A 19,405-nucleotide genomic window follows, 5' to 3' on the forward strand; every position below is an offset into this window, starting at 1 on the left:
GCTGCGCTGCAGGATCCGCAACACCAGAGAAGGAAACGATGTCCGCCATAACCCTGGAAACTGCCAAAGCCAAGCTCCTGGCCGTGCAGCGCGAGATCATCGACATGGTCCCGGCCGAGCTGGTCGTCTCGGTCTTCGAAAACGACACCTCCAGCCTGATGTCCTGCCGGGGCAAAGAGAAGAGGTGGGCCGGGACCGGCCAGGTCGAGCTGCTGCCAGGCCTCGACCGGGGGACGTTCCTGGACGACGTCCGGGATTCCCTCGGCGCGCGGACCGGCTGGTCCGCGACGGAGAGCAAGGACAACGACGGGGACCGCCGGCTGGATCTCCGCCATGAGGACGGTACCCAGTTGGTGGTGTCGTTCTGGGACGGCCCGGAGAGTCTCCAGATTGGTAGCTTCAGCGCCTGTTTCGAGTTCCCGGAATACCAATATGGGGAGGACTACTAGCTGGCGTCCGCGCGTCAGCGTCCCCAACTAGGCTGGAGGCATGTCCGAACTCAGGCCCGCCCGTGAGCCCAAGCGCAAGCTCGCGCTGAGGCCGTACGCACGGGCCGTGGCGCAGGTGTTGCGCGTCAGCTTCCGGGCCTCGCCCGCCGCCGTCGTAATGAAAGTGCTGGGCTCGCTGATCTCAGCGCTGCTGCCGCTTGTCACCACCTACTTCGCGGCCCTGACCACCACTGCCCTCGCGGCCGCCTACGCGGGCGATGCCGCCGCAGGTCAGCAGGCCATTGTCTACGTCATCATCACCGCCGCGCTGGGACTGTTCTGGGGCGCCTTCAGCAGCGTCGACCGGTACATCCAGCAACTCATGAGCTTCAAAGTCGGCGCGATCGTGGGCGACCTCATGTACGAGCGGTTCCTGGCGCTGGAGTTCTGGCGCTACGACGACAAGGAAACGGTGGACCTGTACGACCGGGCCAAGCGCTTCTCCGATTCCTACGCCCGGGTCCTGGACCGGATCGCGGCCATCTTCACCCAGCTCGTCTCGGTGATCCTGGCGATCGGCGCGCTGCTGCTGGTCAGTTGGTGGATCGCCGTGATCGTGCTCGTGGCGATTGTGCCCAGCGTCTACCTGCAGTTCAGGCTCTCCCGCGAGCAGATCGCGCACTGGAACACGCAGATCGACTCCCGCCGGCAGCGGCGGATGATCGAGACCAATCTCCTGCGCCCGCAGCACATTGCCGAGATGCGCCTCTACGGGATCGTCGGCCACCTCATGGGGCTCCGCTCCCGGCTGCGGGACGCCGACGAGAAGCGCCGGCTGGATTTCCAGAAGCGATATATCCCCAAACAGCTGGCCGCGGACACCCTGCAGTACGGCGCCGAGGTCGTCTCGCTGATCTGGGTGGTCGGGCAGATCATCGCCCGCGCGCAGCCGGTGGGCCAGTTCCTCTACGTGCAGCAGATCGTCAGTCGGGCCCTGTCCAACGCCAACAGCCTCGTCACTTCCCTCAGCTCCATTGACGAGGACCTCGCCAACCTCAAGGACTACGAGCTGTTCATGGCGCTGCCGGTCCCCTCCGGGCACGCACCGCCGCTGCTGCAGGCGCCCGGGACCGTGGAGCTGCGCGACATCCGCTTCACCTACACGGGCAGCGAACTGGAGGTTATCAAGGGCATCTCGCTGACCATCCGGGAGGGCCAGCATGTTGCGATCGTGGGGGAGAACGGCGCCGGCAAGTCCACCCTCATCCGCATTCTCGCCGGGCTCTACCGCCCGGACTCCGGGCAGGTGCTGCTCGACGGCGTCGACCTCTCCGCCGTCGACGTTAAGTCCTGGCACCACTATCTGGCGGTGCTCAGCCAGGAGTTCCTGAAATACGAATTCGCCACCGCGGCGGAGAACATCCTCTTCGGCGACGTCGATGCACCGCGCGACGACGGGCGGATCCGCCGCGCCGCGGCCGACGCCGAAGCCCTCGGGTTCATCAACAAGCTGCCCAACGGCCTGGACAACCACGTCAGCAACTGGATGGAGGATCCGCGCGGACGGAAGGGCAGCGGGCTGTCCGGCGGACAGTGGCAGCGCCTCGCGATGGCCCGGAACTTCTACCGCAATGCCCCGTTCATGGTTATGGACGAGCCGACGTCGGCCATTGACGCGCTCGCGGAGCACCGCATCTTCACCCGGCTCTTCGCCGACCGCAGCAGCACAATCATCGCCATCAGCCACCGGCTCGCCACGATCGAGAAGGCGGATATCGTGTACATGCTTGAGGACGGCCGGGTCGTGGAACAGGGCACCCACAAGGAACTGGTGGCCCTGCGCGGCCGCTACTTCCGGATGTTCGAATCCCAGCTCACCGTGGACGAGGCCGAAGGCATCTGAGGGGGAGACCGGGCCCTGGTCGGCCTGACCTGCCGGACCTGCAGTCTGCGGCACATTCCCTCCGCGAGCCGGGTCCGGTGGACATAATGCCGCTATGCGCACTCGCAGGCACGAAGAATGGGCATGTCCTCACGGGAAGGGAGGGCATGCCCATTCTTGGTACCAGGCCAGCTGCTAGGAGGTCGTCACCGAGGTGTCGTCCACGAGGAAGTAGGTCTTGAGGGAGGCGTCCTCCACACCCAGGAAGCGCAGGGTGACGGTCTTGCCCTTGAACGAGGACAGATTCAGGGTTTTAAGCACATATCCGGTGGACTTGTTGAGGTTGGAGTAGGTGGCCAGCGTAGTCGTGACGCCGCCGCTGATGGCCTGAACCTTCAGAGTGTCGTAGGCGGTCCCGGCGGTGGTCTCGTCGGTCAGCGTCTTTAGGTAAAAGGACAGACTGGAACCGGTCACGGAGGACGGGATGGAGATCGTCTGGTCGAGCTTGTACGACGTCGACTGGCCCCAGCCGTTCAGGCCGGCGAAGCCACTGCCCGTGCGGGCGTTGGTTCCGGTCTCAAACGTGTCCAAGTGGTCGGAAGTCCAGGAGGTCGAGCCGCTCTCGAAGCCTGGGTTCAGCAGAAGGTTTCCCGACGGCGGCGGGGTTGTTCCGCCGAGCAGTCCCATGGTGGCGGTGGCATCGGAGAGGCCGGCGCCGCAGCCCTTGGTGCAGCCGCCCGGCATCGCCCGGGTGCCCTGCCGGAGCGTGGACTCCACCTGGGCCGGGGTAAGGGCGGGGGACTTGGACTTCATCAGGGCAACGAGACCGGCGACGTGCGGGGCCGCCATCGAGGTGCCCTGGTAGTTGGCGTAGCCAGCCCCGCCCGGCGTCGAAGTGCCGGTGTTGATCGTGGAGAGGATGCCGCCGCCACTGACGCTGGTGTCGCCGCCCGGGGCAGTGAGGTCCACGGTAGCGCCGTAGTTGGAGAAGTAGGACAAGCTGCCGCTCGGGTTGCTGGCGGCAACGGTCACCACGGAGTTGCAGTTGGCCGGACGGAAGCCGGCGGCGTCCTGGCTGCTGTTGCCGGCAGCCACCACCACCGTGGAGCCTCGCGACACCGCGGAGTCGATGGCTGCCTGGTAGGTGGTACCGCAGGTACCGGAGCCGCCCAGGCTCATGTTGATGACCTTGGCCGGGTTGGCGTTGGCGGGGACTCCTGTGACGGTGCCGCCGGAGGCCCAGATGATGGCGTCCGCGATGTCGGAGAGGGACCCGCCGCACTTGGCCAGGACCCGGACCGGGAGGACCTTCGCGTTCGGAGCGACCCCGGCCACACCCGTGGAGTTACCCGTGACAGCGGCAACGGTGCCGGAGACGTGGGTGCCGTGCCAGGAAGAGTTGGCGGCTGCGGTCTGGCCGCATTCGCCGCCGGCGTACCAGTCGCCCTGGTCCTGGGCGTTGGAGTCCCGGCCGTTGCCGTCGCGCGCCGCAGTGGCGTCGGAGACGAAGTCATAGCCCGGCAGTACGTTGGCGTCCAGATCAGGGTGCGCCGTGATGCCGGTGTCAATCACGGCGACAGTGGCCCCCGACCCGGTGGAGACATCCCAGGCGCCGGGGATGCGCATGCCGTTTGCCCCGGTGAAGTCCCATTGCTCGCCGTAACGGGTATCGTTCGGCGACAGCACGGCCGTCATGCGGGCATCGGGTTCCACGGCGTTGACCGCTCCGGATGCGACGATTGCGTCCATGAAGTCCTGGGCAGCCTGGTCGGAAAGCGCCTTGTCCGCGGCGATCAGGGTTCCTCCCGTGGCCAGGGCGCGCAGTTCCCGCACACTCACCCCCTGCTGTCTGGCAGCCGCTCCCCACGCGTTCGCACGGCCGTTGGGCGTGGCACTGCCCGGTGTCTTCTTAAAGCTGACGATGAACTGCGTGTATGCCTCGCCGGCGTTGACGTCGGGGGTCGGAATATTCTCCGAGACCACCGGCCCGATGCCGGGGGTGGCGAACGCCGGGGTGACGGCGACGGTCATGGTGCCGACGACGGCGGCCAGCGACAGGGCCAGGACGCGGTACTTCCTGAGTGATGCACTTCCCATGGGTTCTGCTTTCTGTAACCGGGCATCGTGGAATGCCCGGATCTGGGGGTGGAGGGCGCCGGATGAAATCCCAGCTTGGCGAAAGCAAACGTAAAGGTATTTTCACGTTTTGTAAACCATTGACAATACCTGTCAAGTCAGTGTTCACTATCGAGTGGTCTGGGGGCCGTGGGGGCTTCCCCGCAGCAACGCCGACGCACCCTCCGCGGCCCGGCGGCGCTGCCAAATTCCGGGTCAACGTCATGGTCAAGTAAAGTGGGGACGTGACTTATGAGATTGAGATTGGCCTTGGCAAGCGTGGGCGTCGTGCCTACTCCCTGGATGACATTGCGATCGTCCCCAACCGACGTACGCGTGACCCCAAGGATGTGTCCGTCGCCTGGCAGATCGACGCCTACAAGTTCGACATGCCGGTCATCGCCGCTCCCATGGATTCGGCCATGTCCCCAGAGACCGTCATCGCCCTGGGCCGCCTCGGCGGACTCGGCGTTCTCGACCTCGAGGGCCTCTGGACCCGGTATGAGGACCCGCAGGCCGTGCTGGACCAGATCGGCGCGCTCCAGGACGAGACCAACAGCCCCGCCGTCACCCGGCGCATGCAGGAGCTCTACCAGGCTCCGATCCAGCCGGATCTGATCACCGCCCGGCTCGCGGAAATCCGCGCCGCGGGCGTCACCGTTGCCGGGTCCCTCACCCCGCAGCGGACCCAGGAACACTACAAGACCGTGGTGGCCGCCGGCGTTGACATCTTCGTGATCCGCGGTACCACCGTCTCCGCCGAACATGTCTCGAAAGACCATGAGCCGCTGAACCTCAAGCAGTTCATCTACGAACTCGACGTCCCGGTGATCGTCGGCGGGGCCGCCGGCTACACCCCCGCCCTGCACCTCATGCGCACCGGAGCCGCCGGGGTGCTGGTCGGCTTCGGCGGCGGCGCCACGAGCACCACCCGCCGCGCCCTCGGCATCCACTCGCCCATGGCCTCCGCCATTTCCGACGTCACTGCTGCCCGCCGCGACTACATGGACGAGTCCGGCGGCCGCTACGTCCACGTGATCGCCGACGGCGGCATGGGAGCCTCCGGCGACATCGTCAAGGCAATCGCCATGGGCGCCGACGCCGTTATGCTCGGCAGTGCCCTCGCCCGCGCCCAGGAAGCCCCGGGCAAGGGCTGGCACTGGGGCCAGGAAGCGCACCACCTCGAACTTCCCCGCGGCGACAGGGTCAACGTCGGCACGGTCGGGCCGCTCGAGGAGGTCCTCTTCGGGCCGGGCCACCACACCAACGGAACGTCCAACCTGATCGGTGCGCTGCGCCGTTCGATGGCGACCACCGGCTACTCGGACCTGAAGGAATTCCAGCGCGTCGACGTCGTCGTCTCTCCGTACACCGGCAACTGACAGCACCCCTGCCCATCCGGGGAAGTTGGAAGTAGTGTGGTGCACTACGAGCTTTGAGACGGATGGAGGCGTGAGATGAACAGTTTTCCCGGCGGTTCTCCCAAGGCCGGCGGTGCCCTTGGGCCTGCGGAACGCGAAGCTTCACTCGCGGTTCTCAGGGGCACCACGGAACCGGGGAAGGAACTCGACATCCTGATCGTCGGCGGCGGCATCGTCGGCACCGGCGCGGCCCTGGACGCAATCACCCGCGGACTGAGCGTCGGCATCGTCGAGGCCAACGACTGGGCCGCGGGCACCTCCTCCCGCTCCTCAAAGCTGATCCACGGCGGTCTCCGCTACCTGGAGATGCTCGATTTCGCCCTGGTCAAAGAGGCGCTGCACGAACGCGGGCTGATTCTCTCCGAACTCGCCCCGCACCTCGCCCGGCCCGTACCCTTTCTGTACCCGCTGACCAAGCCGTTCCTTGAACGGCCCTACGTGGGCGCCGGCATTGCCTTGTACGACGCCATGTCCATCTCCACCGGCCAGCGCCGCGGCGTGCCGTTCCACAAGCACCTGAGCCGCCGGGGGACCCTGCGGGCAGCGCCGAGCCTCAAGGACGACGCGTTCGTCGGCTCCATCCGGTACTACGACGGCCAGGTCGACGACGCCAAATACTGCGCCAACCTCGTCCGCACTGCGGCCTCCTACGGTGCCCACGCGGTGAACCAGATGTCCGTGGTGTCCTTCGTCCGCGAAGGCGAGCGTGTGGTCGGTGCGAAGGTGGTCAACCACGAGGACGGGACCTACTTCAACATCAAGGCCAAGCAGGTCATCAATGCCACGGGCGTCTGGACCGACGAGACCCAGGCCATGGTGACCGACCGCGGCCAGCTCAAGGTCCGGGCCTCCAAGGGCATCCACCTGGTGGTGCCACGGGACCGCTTCCAGTCGACCGTGGGTCTGATCCTGCGGACCGAGAAATCCGTCCTGTTCGTCATCCCCTGGGGCCGGCACTGGATCATCGGCACCACCGACACCGACTGGCACCTCGACAAAGCCCACCCGGCCGCGTCCAGCAAGGACATCGATTACATCCTCGAGCATGTGAACCGGGTCCTGAAACGCCCGCTCACCCGCGAGGACGTCGAAGGCGTCTATGCCGGGCTCCGCCCGCTCCTGGCCGGCGAAAACGACTCCACCGCCAAACTTTCCCGCGAACATGTCGTGGCCCACCCGGTGCCCGGGCTCGTCGTCGTGGCCGGCGGCAAATGGACCACCTACCGGGTGATGGCCAAGGACGCCGTCGACGAGGCGACCCGCAGCATGGACGAACGTGTCCCGCCCAGCTGCACGGAGTCCATCCCGCTGCTGGGGGCCAGCGGATTCAAGGCCGCGTGGAACAAGCGGAACCGGATGGCGGAGGAAACCGGCGTGCACGTGGCGCGGATCGAGCACCTGCTCAACCGCTACGGTTCGATGGCCCCGGAGGTGCTCGCTCTCATCACCGAGAACCAGGAACTGGGCGAACCGCTGCCCGGCGCGGACGACTACCTCGCCGCCGAGGCCGTGTACGCCGCCACCCATGAGGGCGCCCGGCATGTGCAGGACGTGCTGACCCGCCGGACCCGGATCTCCATCGAGGCCTGGGACCGCGGTGTCTCCGCCGCACCGGTAGTCGCTAAACTGATGGGAGAGGTCCTCGGCTGGAGCGATGAGCAGCGCGAGGGTGAGATCACGCACTACCTGGCAAGGGTCGACGCCGAACGGCTCAGCCAGGAGCAGCCGGACGACGAATCCGCTGACGCAGCACGCCTGGGCGTCGAGGACATCGTTCCGCTGCGCTGACCGGCAGCGTCCGCCGGCAGCCTCGACCCGAGACTGCCGGCGTCTGACGCCACTTCGAAGGGACACCTCTTGGCGGAACCATTGGACCGGTATGACGCCGAGCTCACCACCCCCGAAATGGTGATCCTCGAGATGGACGCCAGCGACAAGCTCGACGCCACGACCCAACTGGCGGAACGGATGCACGCCGCCGGGCGGATTTCGGATCTTCCGGGCTTCCTCCGGCACGTCAACGCCCGCGAACACCAGCTGGCCACCGGCCTTCCCGGCGGCATCGGCCTGCCCCATGCGCGCAGCGAGTTCGTCTCCCGGACCACCATCGCAGTCGGCATCACAAAATACGGCAAGGCTCTCGACTTCGGCGCCTCCGACGGGCCGGCCACGGTGGTCCTGCTGATCGCGACCCCGGCCAGCTCCTTCTCCGAGCACCTCGAAGTGCTGGCCACGCTGGCCCGGTCATTGTCGAAGGAGTCGTTCCGCGAATCGCTCCGCCGTGCCTACGACACCGAAGTCATCGCCGAACTCATCAACTCCAGCCTGGTCTTCTTCGACCACTGAAATTTATAGCCGTTTCGTTGTTCTACACACGGACGAAGTACGGTTAAGGGGTGCTGAAAACTGCCCTCAAACCCCGCTGGATCGCCGGACTCGTGTTCGCGATCGTCGTATCAGGGGTGTTTGTGCTGCTCAGCCAGTGGCAGTTCGGCCGCTCGACCCAGCCTGAGGTGACGGTCTCCACCACGACCGAGGAACCCAAATCCCTCACCACCGTGCTCCAGCCCGGGCAGTTCTTTCCCGGTTCGGTGGCCGACCAGGTCGTCACCGCCACCGGCAGCTATGATCCGCAGAAGCAGGTCCTCGTCCCGGGCCGTCTGAACGACGGCGCGACGGGCTACTGGATCGTTTCAGCCCTGTCCGTGAACGACGCCCCCGCCCTGACCGGAGCCGGCGCCTCGCCGCAGACCTGGATCCCGGTTGCCCGCGGCTGGGTTGCCGACCCCGCGGATGTCCCCGCGCCGCCGCCGGGCACCATTGAATTGACCGGACGGCTGCTGCCATCCGAAGCCCCGCTGACCGGGACCGACGCCGGACCCGGCCGGGCCAGCGCCGTCTCCGTCGCGGAGCTCATCAACATCTGGGAAGTCAGCAGCTACCCCGGCTTCGTCGCCGCGAACTCCGAGGCCGCCGGCGGCAGCGACGTCAGCGCCGCCGTCGCGTCCGGCGGAGAGGTCAAGCCGCTCAACATCGGGCCGCAGCCTCCCGCCGAAAAAGTCAACTGGCTGAGCCTGTTCTACGCCGCGGAGTGGGTCGTGTTCGCCGGGTTCGCCATGTTCATCTGGTGGCGCCTGGTGAAGGATGACTACCGCCGCGGCCTCGAGGACGCCCTCGACGAGGAGCACGAAGCCGCAGCGCAGGACCACCCCGAACCGGACCCCAGCGAACCGCGACCCACCGAAACGAAAGTGCAATCATGATCGAGCCCCAGCCGGCCGTCCAGCCGCAGCAGTCCAACGCCCCGGGAAGCGGTCGCGGCAGGAAGCGCCGCTTTGGCGGAACCGAGGCCCAGATCCGTTCGGCATTGAAGTTCTACAAGGTGCTCGCCTACATGACCGGGGCCATGCTGCTCCTGCTCTGCGCCGAACTGATCGCCCGCTACGCCTTCGGCCATTACCTCTTCGTCGGCGGAACCAACGCCGTCACCGGTGAGCCGTTCGGCTTCGGATTCGCCGACGCCGAGCCGCCCGGCGTCATCGGCGGCGTGAATCTCTCCGTCGCGGTCCTGATCGTGCACGGCTGGATGTATGTCGTCTACCTCATGTCCAACTTCCGGCTGTGGTCGCTGATGCGCTGGCCGTTCATGAAGATGATCCTCCTGGCGCTCGGCGGTGTGGTGCCGTTCCTGTCCTTCGTCGTGGAGAAGAAGGTCCACGCCGAGGTGGAGGCCGAGCTGGCCGCGAACCCGCAGGCGCCGCAGCGCTACTGAGCCCGCGGCGTCGGCCCCGTGTGAGTTCGCTTACCCGGAGGCCGTTCGCGGGCCCGCACAGGCTTCTCAATGTGCGGGCGGACGGCGCCGCAAAGTAGGCTGGTACGGTGACTACTCCCTCTGCATCCCAGACGTCCCACAGGCCCGTGCTGGTTGTTGACTACGGTGCCCAGTACGCGCAGCTGATCGCCCGCCGCGTCCGGGAAGCGAATGTGTATTCGGAAGTGGTTCCGCATACCTACAGCACCGAGCAGCTCCTGGCCAAGAACCCGGCCGCCATCATCCTCTCGGGCGGCCCCGCGAGCGTCTACGCCGAAGGCGCCCCGAGCGTCGGGGCGGACCTGTTCGAGGCCGGAGTGCCGGTCTTCGGCATCTGCTACGGCTTCCAGGCCATGGCAATCGCCCTCGGCGGCAAGGTCGCCCGGACCGGGCTCCGCGAGTACGGCGCCACCGAAACCACCACCGCAGGTGTTGGCCGCTCCATCCTGGCGGGCATGCCCCAGCACCAGAGCACCTGGATGAGCCACGGCGACTCCGTCCACGAGGCGCCCGAGGGCTTTGAGGTGCTGGCGACGACGGCCGGAGCCGAAGTGGCCGCTTTCGCGAACGAGGAGAAGGGCCTCTACGGCGTGCAGTGGCACCCCGAGGTGAAGCACTCGGCGTACGGCCAGCAGGTCCTGGAGAACTTCCTGTTCAAGGGCGCCAAACTGGAACCGAACTGGACCGCAGGCAACATCCTTGAGGAGCAGGTCGACCGGATCCGCGAGCAGGTCGGCGACGCCCGGGTCATCTGCGGCCTGTCCGGCGGCGTTGACTCTGCCGTCGCCGCCGCCCTCGTCCAGCGCGCCGTCGGCGACCAGCTGACCTGTGTGTTCGTGGACCACGGACTGCTGCGTGAAGGCGAGGCCGAACAGGTCGAACGCGACTTCGTGGCCGCCACCGGCGTCAAGCTCTATGTTGCCAACGAGCAGGAGCGCTTCCAGTCAGCCCTGGCCGGCGTCAGCGACCCGGAGACCAAGCGCAAGATCATCGGCCGCGAATTCATCCGCGCCTTCGAGGAAGCCGAGCTGGCGATCATCGCCGAGGCGGCCGCGCACGGCGAGAAGATCAAGTTCCTCGTGCAGGGCACCCTGTACCCCGACGTCGTCGAATCCGGCGGCGGCGAAGGTGCGGCGAACATCAAGAGCCACCACAACGTGGGCGGACTGCCGGAGGACCTGCAGTTCGAACTCGTGGAACCGCTGCGGGCACTGTTCAAGGACGAGGTCCGTGCCGTCGGCGCCCAGCTGGGCCTGCCGCAGGAAATCGTGGGACGCCAGCCGTTCCCTGGCCCGGGCCTCGGGATCCGGATCGTCGGTGAAGTCACCAAGGAGCGGCTGGATTTGCTGCGCAAGGCAGACGCCATTGCGCGGGCTGAACTGACCGCCGCCGGACTGGACAACGAGGTCTGGCAGATGCCGGTCGTCCTGCTGGCCGATGTCCGCAGCGTCGGCGTCCAGGGCGATGGCCGCACCTACGGCCACCCGATTGTGTTGCGCCCGGTCTCCTCGGAGGACGCCATGACCGCGGACTGGTCCCGGCTGCCCTACGATCTGCTGGCCAGGATCTCCAACCGCATCACCAACGAAGTGGACGGCGTGAACCGCGTTGTACTCGACGTGACCAGCAAGCCGCCGGGAACCATTGAGTGGGAATAGCCTGGTAGCGGGCTGGTCGAATGGCCGGTGGATGGGGGAAGCCGGCGGTTCTCCGGCTGTCCGGGAGTGCCCGGCCGGGCTTCCGGCGGCGGCATTTGGCGGGGTCCGGCGATCCGGTGAATTCGGTCGAATTTGTGCCCCGCCAGTGTTGCGGAGCCTCACCGGCGCCGGATTCGGGCTACCCTCGAATGCATGCCGGTATTGTTCAGGACGTCCCGCGCGGGCGCGGAAAACGTGGACAAAGTAATCGCGAGCACAGAAAAGAAGGCAGTAGTGTCAGTTGGTCAGGGCCACACCGAGGGCTCCGCGGAGCTCAGGAAATGGCTGTCGGGGCTCAAGCCCGTCACCGGAGCAGACACCATGCTGCGTTTCACCAAAACGCCTGAGGGGTCAATCGACCTGACCCACGCGCATCCGTCCGGGTTGGCGCAGATGATGGCCGGCCGGCGCACCCGGCTCTCCACCTTGATCCGCGACCACCAGCAGTACGTCGTTGCCGCGGGGGCCTCCCGCAATCTGCGGTCAAAGATCTTCGAACTCGCCAATGACCGCGGCATCGACGCTGGCTACTTCTCGGCCGGCACGGTCGTCTGGACATCCGCTGTTGGGGGCAAACCCCAGCGTGTGTCTGCCCCGGTCATGCTGGCCTCCATCTCCCTCACTGTGCGCCCGGGCGAGGACGACTACGAACTGCAACTCACCGAACAGGCCAGAATTAACCCTGCCCTGATCCGGCACCTGAAGACCATCCATGGGATCGTCTTCGACGTTGACGCCGTCACACGCATGGCGTACAGCACCGCCCGGTTTGACCCCCAGCCGGTCCTCGACCGCCTGGGCACGCTGATCCAGCCGATCCACGGCGCAGAGGTCGAGCACAACCTTCTGGTCTCCACCTTCGCGGACCTGTCCGGGAGCCTCGAGGATCCGTGGATCAACGAGAGCCATCCCCTCATCGCGGCGCTGGGGCGCGCCGCGGCCGGCGGGACGGTGGAGGTCCCGGAGTTCAAGGGCGGGCGCTTCCCGAGCACCGACGAGCGCGATCCCGCCGATGAAATGCTGCTGCTCGACGCCGACACCGACCAGCAGTACGTTGTCGACGCCGTCCGCGCCGGCGACTCGCTTGTGATCAGCAGCCCGCCGGGCACCGGCCAGACCCAGACAGCCGTCAACGCCATCGGCGCCCTCGTCGATCAGGGCAAGACCGTCCTGGTCGTGGGGGACCGGCGCGCCAGCCTGGGCGAGATCTCCGCAGAGCTGGAGATCCTGGGGCTGGACTCCACCCTGTTCCAGCTCGCCGGCAACACCACCCCGCTGGAGCTCAAGGGCCAGATTGTCCGGGCCATCATGCGCAACGAAAAATCGCTGAAGCCCCAGCTCAGCAACCTGCACACCACCCTGATCGAGCACCGCCACGCCCTGAGGGACCACGTCGCCTCGCTGCACAATGTCCGCCAGCGCTGGGGCTGCTCGCCCTACGAGGCCATGCAGTCGCTGGCCGGGCTGACCGCGCTCCAGCCGGCACCGGCCACCACTGTCCGGCTCAAGCGCAGCGTGCTGGACAACATCCGCGACCGCGAGGAACTCGCCGGGCGGCTCCACCGAGCCGCCGAACTGGGCAGTTTCAGCCGGTCCTCGACGACGAGCCCCTGGCACGGCGCCCGCCTCCTGACCCGCAAGGAGACCCAGGAAGCCCAGCAGGTGGCGCGCTCGGTGGCCGGCAAACTGCCGGAGCTGCGCGAACTGATGAACGGTGTCGCCGAGCACGCCGAAATCCGCCTCGGCAGCACCTTCGCCGAGTGGGGCGAGCAGGTTGAGCTTCTTGTCGCGGTCCGTGAAAGCCTCGACAAATTCACCCCCGACATCTTCGACCGCCCGGTCCATGACCTCATTTCCGCAACCGCTGCCTCCTCCTGGCGGCGCGAACGGAACATCGAGATGCCTTCCATGCAGCGTTCCCGCCTGCGCCGGGTGGCGAAGGAATACGTCCGCCCGGGTGTCCACATCGCTGACCTGCACAGCTCTTTGGTCCTCGTCCAGGAGCAGCGGGCCACGTGGTCCGGGTACGCCACGACGCAGCGCCATCCGGCGGTCCCGGCCGGCCTCGGGGAGATCATCGCCCTGTACCGCGAGCTGGAAGCGGAGCTGGCCGAGCTGGGCCAGGCCGTCCGGCACACCGCCGCGGGCGGGGCATTGCACACCACGGCCTATGAAGAACTGATGGAACGGCTGGAACGGCTGGTTGCCGACACAGGGACGCTCGAGACGTTGCCGGAGCGGACGCTTCTGGTCGAAAACATGCGCGAGCATGGTCTTGGCGAACTGCTCGCCGATCTCGCCGAGCGTGAGGTGCCGGCCGAATTCGTTGCCACCGAGCTTGAGCTCGCCTGGTGGCAGTCGGCGCTGGAAGCCATGATCAGCGGCGACGATTACCTCGCCATGTCCGACGGCGACGCCCTGCGCCAGCTCGAAGCAGAGTACCGGCTCGCGGATAACGCCCACATCGCCAGCGGCGCGGCCCGGCTGCGCTGGCAGCTGGCCGAACGGTGGCGGGCGGCCATTGCGGAGCATCCGCGCCAGACGGAGCTGCTGCGCAGCCTGCTCAAGGACGGCAGGGTAACGCTTTCGGCGCTGACCGGGCAGACCGCGGAACTGCTGCCCATGCTGGTGCCTGTGTGGTCGGTGAGCCCCTATCTCCTGACGGCGGTCCTGCCCGTGGAGCAGAGGTTCGACGCCGTCGTCATCCTCGACGCCGAGGCGACTTCGCTGCAGGCTGTCCTGCCGGCCATCGCCCGCTCCAAACAGGTCATCGCCTTCGGCGACGACCGGATTGCCAACCCGCGGACCTTCAGCGTCGGGGTGGAGCGGCTTGCCGCCGGCGAGAGCTCCCACCAGGGTGTGGAGAGCGCTTACCAGGCGTTGGTGACCGTATTGCCCACCCGGAGCCTGCGCACCGTCTACCGGGCCGTTGATGAAGACCTCGTGCGGCAGCTGAGCAAGGGCTTTTACGACGGCGGACTGCGCCGCTTGCCGGAGGGCCAGTCCGCGACCGGGCTGAACCGCGCCCTGACGGTGGAATACCTGCCGGACGGCACGGGACTGCCCAGCGCCGACCAGGACGGTGTCGAATCCGTCGTGGCCGAGGTCAACCGTGCGGTGGAGCTTGTCTTCGAACACGCCCGTCTGCGGCCGCGGATGTCGCTGGCTGTTGTCACCGGCAGCCTCCGGCACGCAGCCCGGATCGGGGAGTCCATCCGGCTGCAGCTGCCCAATTACCCCCTGCTGGCCGGTTTCTTCACCGCCGGCGACGAATCCTTCCGGGTTGTGGACCTGGAACGTGCCCAGGGCCTGGTCCGCGACCACGTGATCTTCTCCCCGGGGTACGGACGCACCCCGCACGGGCGGGCCCTCCACAGCCTGGGACCGCTGTCCCTGGACGGCGGACGGGCCAAGTTCGCCCTCGCCATGACACGGGCGCGACGGTCACTGCACGTGCTGAGCTGCTTCCGCCCCGAGGACCTGGACGTGACCCGGCTGCACCACGGTGCCGTCGACTTCTACGAACTGCTGGACCGTGAAATCGCGGGCAACTCCGATCTCGGCAGCCCGGCATCGCGGGCCGCCGCCAGCGAACAGGCCCTGGGGGCTGACCCCCTCGTGGCGGACCTCGGGGACCGCCTGCGGGCCCGGGGTGCCCGGGTCTGGCACCAGTACGACGGCGCCCTGAACATGGTGGCTGCGGCCGACCCGCTGAGCACCCTCGGACAGGAGGACGCCGAGATTCCCCGGCCCGTGGCGATTGAGTCCGACGGCACCGAGCAGTACCGCCGGATGACCGTCCGCGAACGCAGCAGGCTCCGCCCGCAACTCCTGGAAAGACTCGGCTGGCGCTACATGCCACTGTGGACCATAGAGGTCTTCACCGATCCGTCGGCCTGTGCCGACCGCATCGGCGGATATCTCGGCCTGGAAAAACCGGTCGAGTCGCAGCTGCTGCAGAGGTCGCTGGGATTCTTCGGCGATGACGTCGAAAGCCGTGCCGTCAACCAGGCGCAGGACTCGGAACAGCGGGCCACGGCAGGACGGCCGGACAGCGCGCAGGAGCACGGAACAGATCAGGGCAGTAAGGAGGCCGGCGGCATGACTGCAGGCGGCGATACCCAGAACGACAGCGATACCCAACAACCCGCACCGGAGTCAGACCCGTCCGGCGGGCTGCCGAACAAGGCAGCCGAAGACGATCCGAGGCGCTGGGGCGACGAGGCGGGCAGCTACGACCACGACTCCTGGCTCCAGGAACAGAAGCCTCCGCACTGGGGCTAGGGTCCTTCCCGGCCTGGACCGCCCGGGGGGTGGGCTGCCGGGCGATCCTCTGCCGGGAGGGCTCGTGCCGGGGTCGGCTAGCCAGGGGCAGCCGTCACGAGGACAAAGAACAGCTTCCCCTGCGTGGATGCACCGGCGAGGCGCCCCGCCTGATCGGCGTCGGCAGCCACGACCATAAGGCCGTCGGTCTCCCCGGTTGCCAGCCACTGGCCGTCCCCGCTGCCGTGCTCGGATGTCCACAGTACCGGCACCGCGGCGGCCAGCACCTGGGATGCTGCCGGCTGGTCAAAGCCGCTGCCGGTGGTCATCACGACGTTGACGAGTTGCCCGGGGGAGAGCAGCTGGATCGAGGCGGGGTCCGCCATCCGGAGCGGTACGGCGGCAGATCCGGGAGGGCTTCCCGCCAGCAGGCCGGGGCCAAGGAGCTGGGCATCAGTTAGCAATTGGCCCTTGCGCAGGGCCACCGCAAGCTGTTTGCCCTGCAGGGACCCGGCGCTGCCGTAGCTGCCGGCGGGCACCAGCCCGCGCGGGACACTCAGCGCTGTCAGGTCATCCGGGCCGAGTGTTTCCCCGGCAGGGAGGTCCCGTGCGGCGGCGAAAGCGGAGACCGTGAAGGCCGGGGCCGGCGTCAGTTGCTGGACCGTGAGACCGGACGCCACGCACAGCAGCAGTGCCACCCCCAGCCTCCGGTTGCGGGCCAGCCACCGGGCCAGCCGCCTGCGGGGAGACTGGCCGGCGGGTCCCGGCTGGTGCCGCGGACGTCCGGCCGTCGACCGGACTGGGTGGCGCCGGCGGGTACCGCCGTTGCGCAGAACCGATAGCGGGTGCCACCCGCCACGAAAAACAGCCCCAGGCTTGATCTCAGAGACGGCGCCTAAGGACGGGACGGGACTGCTGGGGGTGGACATAGCCCGACACTACGTACCGGCGCGGAAGCCGGGCAGGGGGGCGTTGGGCTATGTGGATAAACAGCCTGGCAGACATCGAACCGGAACGGGGCCGGAGCCCCCGGACAGGTCCTAGCTTGCGGAAGCGGCGGCAGGCGCCGGAGTTGCGGCGGGGGAAGGAGCCGGGGCCGGGGACACGGTGCTGCCTTTGGCGTCGCGTGAGTCGGTCCGGTAGAAACCGGAACCCTTGAAGACGACGCCGACGCTGTTGAACTTCTTGCGAAGGGTCCCCTGGCACTCGGGGCAGGACGTGAGGGAGCTGTCAGTGAACGACTGCACGATCTCGAAGGCGTGGCTGCAGTCCTTGCAGGCGTATGCGTACGTGGGCACTGGAAATCCTCCTCTGGGACAAACGAGCAGGTCCCGTGCTGTCCGGTGGGGATCGCAGCCGACGTCTCCGTCGCCGTAATCCGCCCGTTAGCAGTCGCAGGGCCTGAGTGCCAATTCTATCATCCCTGCGGCGCGTCCCTTTATGAGCTAGCGCTGCTGCAGCGGCAGTACGCCTGCCGGGGTCAGGGCGGCGGCCACCTTCCGGTCGAAGGGCTCTGCCGGGATGCTGCCGGCGGGCAGGACCTCGCCGTCGTATACGACGGCGGCGGTCGGCACGGGCGGCAACTGGCCGCCGTCGGCCGCCGGGGTTCCGGACGGGAGGAGGTCGGCCAGCGCCGCCAGGAACTTGTCGTAGTATCCGCCGCCCTGGCCGATCCGGTTCCCGGAGCAGTCGACGGCGGTGGCTGGCAGGAAGATGCCGTCGGTGTGCTGCATGAGGGCGGTGTTGTGGCGTTCCCCTGCGGGCTCCTGGATGGGCGCGTAGCGGCTCCGGACAAATCTGGATGCCGGTGTCCAGTACACCCAGCTCAGCGCCAGGCCGGGCTCGCAGACCGGAAGCAGCACCTGGTGACCGGCGTTATGCAGGGCTGCCAGCAGGGGTCGGGTCGGGGGCTCGGAACCCACGCCAAGGTAGGCGGCAAAAGTGCCCGGGCTGCCACCGGTCAGGCTGGAAGCCCAGGCAAGTCCGTTCCGGGCAAGGCCTGCCCCGGCGCTCTCCAGCAAGGCCGGCGTCAGCGCGGCACGCCTGGCGCGGTGGCTTCCCCGGATTTCTTCCTTCGACGCCATTCCCGTGTCCCCTCCGCGTGATGGAGCCCGGTAAACAACGGTTCTCCTGGCGGCTCGAATGATTACCCAATGTTTGGTCCCTCCGTTAGATTAGTCCAGTGACTACACTCAACGCTCCCGTCCGCAAGGCCGTCATCCCCGCAGCCGGCCTCGGCACCAGGTTCCTCCCGGCCACCAAGGCCATGCCCAAGGAAATGCTGCCCGTCGTCGACAAGCCGGCCATCCAGTACGTCGTGGAGGAAGCTGTCAAAGTCGGCCTGAGCGACATCCTGATGATCACCGGGCGCAGCAAACGCGCGCTGGAGGACCACTTCGACCGGGTCCCCACGCTGGAAGCTGCTCTGGAAGCCAAGGGAGACACTGCCAAGCTTGAGTCCATCCAGGCGGCCAGCAATCTTGGCGACATCCACTACGTGCGCCAGGGTGATCCGATGGGCCTGGGCCACGCCGTGCTCCGTGCAAAGCAGCACGTGGGTAATGAGCCGTTTGCCGTCCTGCTGGGCGATGACCTCATCGACGCCCGCGACGAACTTCTCAGCACCATGATCGAAGTCCAGGCGAAGACCGGGGGATCGGTGGTCGCACTGATCGAGGTTGAGCCTTCAGAGATCAGCGCCTACGGCTGTGCCGATGTCCAGGCGATCGGCGGCGAAGAGTACGTCCGGATCAACCACCTGGTCGAGAAGCCTGACGTCAAGGACGCGCCGTCGAACCTGGCCATCATCGGCCGCTATGTCCTCCACCCGGCGGTCTTCGATGTGCTGGAACGCACCGCGCCCGGCCGCGGCGGCGAAATCCAGCTCACCGACGCGCTCCAGGAGCTCGCGGCCGGTGACGGCGAGGGCTACGGCGTGTATGGCGTGGTCTTCCACGGCCGTCGCTACGACACCGGTGACAAACTCAGCTACCTCAAGGCCTGCGTCCAGTTGGCTTGCGACAGCGACGACCTGGGTCCCGGTCTGCGGGAATGGCTGCCGGGCTTCGCCTCGAGCCTGGCCCCCAGCCTGACCAAGTAGCTTCCGTGGGGGGCGGCTTCAACTGGCCGGTGACGCTCGAAAGCGGCGATCTTGTGTTGCGCCCGATCCGGTACCGGGACCGCAAGGAATGGTCCGGAGTCCGTTCCCGCAACTGCGGGTGGCTGGCCCCGTGGGAAGCCTCCAACCCCGTTCCCGGGGGTGGCCTTCCTGACTACCGCCATATGGTGCGTTCCCTCAAGGCGCAGGCCGCCCAGGCCACGGCGCTGCCGTTTCTGATTACAGAGCGGACCCCGGGTTTCCGGGAGCCTGTCATTGTGGGGCAACTGACGGTCTCCTCCATCGTGTGGGGCTCGGCGATGATGGCCACACTCGGCTACTGGGTGGACAAGGACCGGGCAGGGCACGGCATTGCCCCGACCGCCGTGGCGTTGGTGACGGACTATTGCTTCCAGAACCTTGGGCTGCATCGGATGGAAATCAACATCCGACCCGAAAACGGGCCCAGCCTCCGGGTGGTCGAGAAGCTCGGCTTCCGTGACGAGGGCTACCGGCCGCGGTTTCTGCACATCAACGGTGAATGGGCTGATCATCGGAGCTTCGCTCTGACGTCTGAGGACGTGCCGGAGGGGCTCCTGTCGCGGTGGCAGCAGAGCCGTCCGGTGTAGTCGTCAGAACCCGTCTGACCAGCCCTTACGTCATCAAACCGGTCATTTGACAGTTCCCCAGC

General features: G+C 67.3%; 15 protein-coding genes. 11 read left to right on the plus strand and 4 right to left on the minus strand.

Annotation, left to right across the window (positions count from 1 at the left end; all coding sequences use genetic code 11):
* Positions 1–38: 38 nt before the first annotated feature.
* Together ACZYX4_RS01150 and ACZYX4_RS01155 are read left to right on the plus strand one after the other, a co-directional pair.
* Complete coding sequence (locus tag ACZYX4_RS01150) at positions 39–449, plus strand: hypothetical protein (RefSeq protein WP_463873050.1); 411 nt, start codon at positions 39–41, stop codon at positions 447–449.
* Positions 450–489: 40 nt separating this feature from the next.
* Positions 490–2,331: an ABC transporter ATP-binding protein gene (locus ACZYX4_RS01155; protein WP_463873051.1), complete on the plus strand. Its 1,842-nt coding sequence runs from the start codon at positions 490–492 to the stop codon at positions 2,329–2,331.
* Positions 2,332–2,505: 174 nt separating this feature from the next.
* On the opposite strand, the gene ACZYX4_RS01160 is transcribed toward ACZYX4_RS01155, so the two are convergent.
* On the minus strand, positions 2,506–4,407 hold the full coding sequence (locus ACZYX4_RS01160) for a S8 family peptidase (protein WP_463873052.1): 1,902 nt from the start codon (positions 4,405–4,407) through the stop codon (positions 2,506–2,508).
* Positions 4,408–4,670: 263 nt separating this feature from the next.
* Here ACZYX4_RS01160 and ACZYX4_RS01165 point away from each other — a divergent pair, with 263 nt between their 5' ends.
* The 7 genes from ACZYX4_RS01165 to ACZYX4_RS01195 all read left to right on the plus strand — a co-directional run bounded on the left by ACZYX4_RS01165 (position 4,671) and on the right by ACZYX4_RS01195 (position 15,638).
* On the plus strand, positions 4,671–5,807 hold the full coding sequence (locus ACZYX4_RS01165) for a GuaB3 family IMP dehydrogenase-related protein (RefSeq protein WP_463873053.1): 1,137 nt from the start codon (positions 4,671–4,673) through the stop codon (positions 5,805–5,807).
* A gap of 75 nt (positions 5,808–5,882) precedes the next feature.
* Positions 5,883–7,634, plus strand: a complete 1,752-nt coding sequence (locus ACZYX4_RS01170; RefSeq protein ID WP_463873054.1) for a glycerol-3-phosphate dehydrogenase/oxidase — start codon at positions 5,883–5,885, stop codon at positions 7,632–7,634.
* Positions 7,635–7,703: 69 nt separating this feature from the next.
* Positions 7,704–8,192, plus strand: a complete 489-nt coding sequence (locus ACZYX4_RS01175; protein ID WP_463873055.1) for a PTS sugar transporter subunit IIA — start codon at positions 7,704–7,706, stop codon at positions 8,190–8,192.
* 50 nt (positions 8,193–8,242) lie between these two features.
* Positions 8,243–9,109: an SURF1 family protein gene (locus ACZYX4_RS01180; protein WP_463873057.1), complete on the plus strand. Its 867-nt coding sequence runs from the start codon at positions 8,243–8,245 to the stop codon at positions 9,107–9,109.
* Positions 9,106–9,618, plus strand: coding sequence for a DUF3817 domain-containing protein (locus ACZYX4_RS01185; RefSeq protein ID WP_463873058.1), 513 nt, complete (start codon positions 9,106–9,108; stop codon positions 9,616–9,618). Before ACZYX4_RS01180 ends, ACZYX4_RS01185 begins: the two co-directional genes overlap by 4 nt.
* Before the next feature lie 107 nt (positions 9,619–9,725).
* Positions 9,726–11,315 (plus strand): glutamine-hydrolyzing GMP synthase, encoded by a 1,590-nt coding sequence (gene guaA, locus ACZYX4_RS01190; RefSeq protein ID WP_463873059.1) that lies wholly within the window; start codon positions 9,726–9,728, stop codon positions 11,313–11,315.
* 273 nt (positions 11,316–11,588) lie between these two features.
* Entirely contained in the window at positions 11,589–15,638 is a 4,050-nt protein-coding gene (locus ACZYX4_RS01195) for an AAA family ATPase (RefSeq protein ID WP_463873061.1), read from the plus strand.
* A gap of 77 nt (positions 15,639–15,715) precedes the next feature.
* Here the strand turns inward: ACZYX4_RS01195 and ACZYX4_RS01200 are convergent, their stop codons facing one another.
* The 3 genes from ACZYX4_RS01200 to ACZYX4_RS01210 all read right to left on the minus strand — a co-directional run bounded on the left by ACZYX4_RS01200 (position 15,716) and on the right by ACZYX4_RS01210 (position 17,701).
* The gene (locus tag ACZYX4_RS01200) at positions 15,716–16,315 is read right to left on the minus strand and encodes an RcpC/CpaB family pilus assembly protein (protein ID WP_463873062.1); all 600 of its coding nucleotides are present in this window, start codon (positions 16,313–16,315) and stop codon (positions 15,716–15,718) included.
* Positions 16,316–16,657: 342 nt separating this feature from the next.
* Positions 16,658–16,915 carry an FmdB family zinc ribbon protein gene (locus ACZYX4_RS01205; protein WP_463873063.1) on the minus strand — a complete coding sequence of 86 codons (258 nt, stop codon included), beginning with the start codon at positions 16,913–16,915 and terminating at the stop codon, positions 16,658–16,660.
* Positions 16,916–17,062: 147 nt separating this feature from the next.
* Entirely contained in the window at positions 17,063–17,701 is a 639-nt protein-coding gene (locus ACZYX4_RS01210; RefSeq protein WP_463873064.1) for a 5-formyltetrahydrofolate cyclo-ligase, read from the minus strand.
* Positions 17,702–17,799: 98 nt separating this feature from the next.
* Here ACZYX4_RS01210 and galU point away from each other — a divergent pair, with 98 nt between their 5' ends.
* Both galU and ACZYX4_RS01220 read left to right on the plus strand, forming a co-directional pair.
* On the plus strand, positions 17,800–18,717 hold the full coding sequence (gene galU, locus ACZYX4_RS01215) for a UTP--glucose-1-phosphate uridylyltransferase GalU (protein WP_463873066.1): 918 nt from the start codon (positions 17,800–17,802) through the stop codon (positions 18,715–18,717).
* Positions 18,669–19,343, plus strand: coding sequence for a GNAT family N-acetyltransferase (locus ACZYX4_RS01220; protein WP_463873068.1), 675 nt, complete (start codon positions 18,669–18,671; stop codon positions 19,341–19,343). The genes galU and ACZYX4_RS01220 overlap by 49 nt, the downstream gene beginning before the upstream one ends.
* Positions 19,344–19,405 lie beyond the last annotated feature (62 nt).

It is taken from the genome of Pseudarthrobacter leeuwenhoeki, from assembly GCF_055412885.1.

What these genes read in the sequence shown, in the direction of transcription:
- ACZYX4_RS01150 (WP_463873050.1), top strand. Translation starts at nt 39, where the DNA reads ATGTCCGCCATAACCCTGGAAACTGCCAAAGCCAAGCTCCTGGCCGTG.
- ACZYX4_RS01155 (WP_463873051.1), top strand. Translation starts at nt 490, where the DNA reads ATGTCCGAACTCAGGCCCGCCCGTGAGCCCAAGCGCAAGCTCGCGCTG.
- ACZYX4_RS01160 (WP_463873052.1), bottom strand. Translation starts at nt 4,407, where the DNA reads ATGGGAAGTGCATCACTCAGGAAGTACCGCGTCCTGGCCCTGTCGCTG.
- ACZYX4_RS01170 (WP_463873054.1), top strand. Translation starts at nt 5,883, where the DNA reads ATGAACAGTTTTCCCGGCGGTTCTCCCAAGGCCGGCGGTGCCCTTGGG.
- ACZYX4_RS01185 (WP_463873058.1), top strand. Translation starts at nt 9,106, where the DNA reads ATGATCGAGCCCCAGCCGGCCGTCCAGCCGCAGCAGTCCAACGCCCCG.
- ACZYX4_RS01210 (WP_463873064.1), bottom strand. Translation starts at nt 17,701, where the DNA reads ATGGCGTCGAAGGAAGAAATCCGGGGAAGCCACCGCGCCAGGCGTGCC.
- ACZYX4_RS01220 (WP_463873068.1), top strand. Translation starts at nt 18,669, where the DNA reads ATGGCTGCCGGGCTTCGCCTCGAGCCTGGCCCCCAGCCTGACCAAGTA.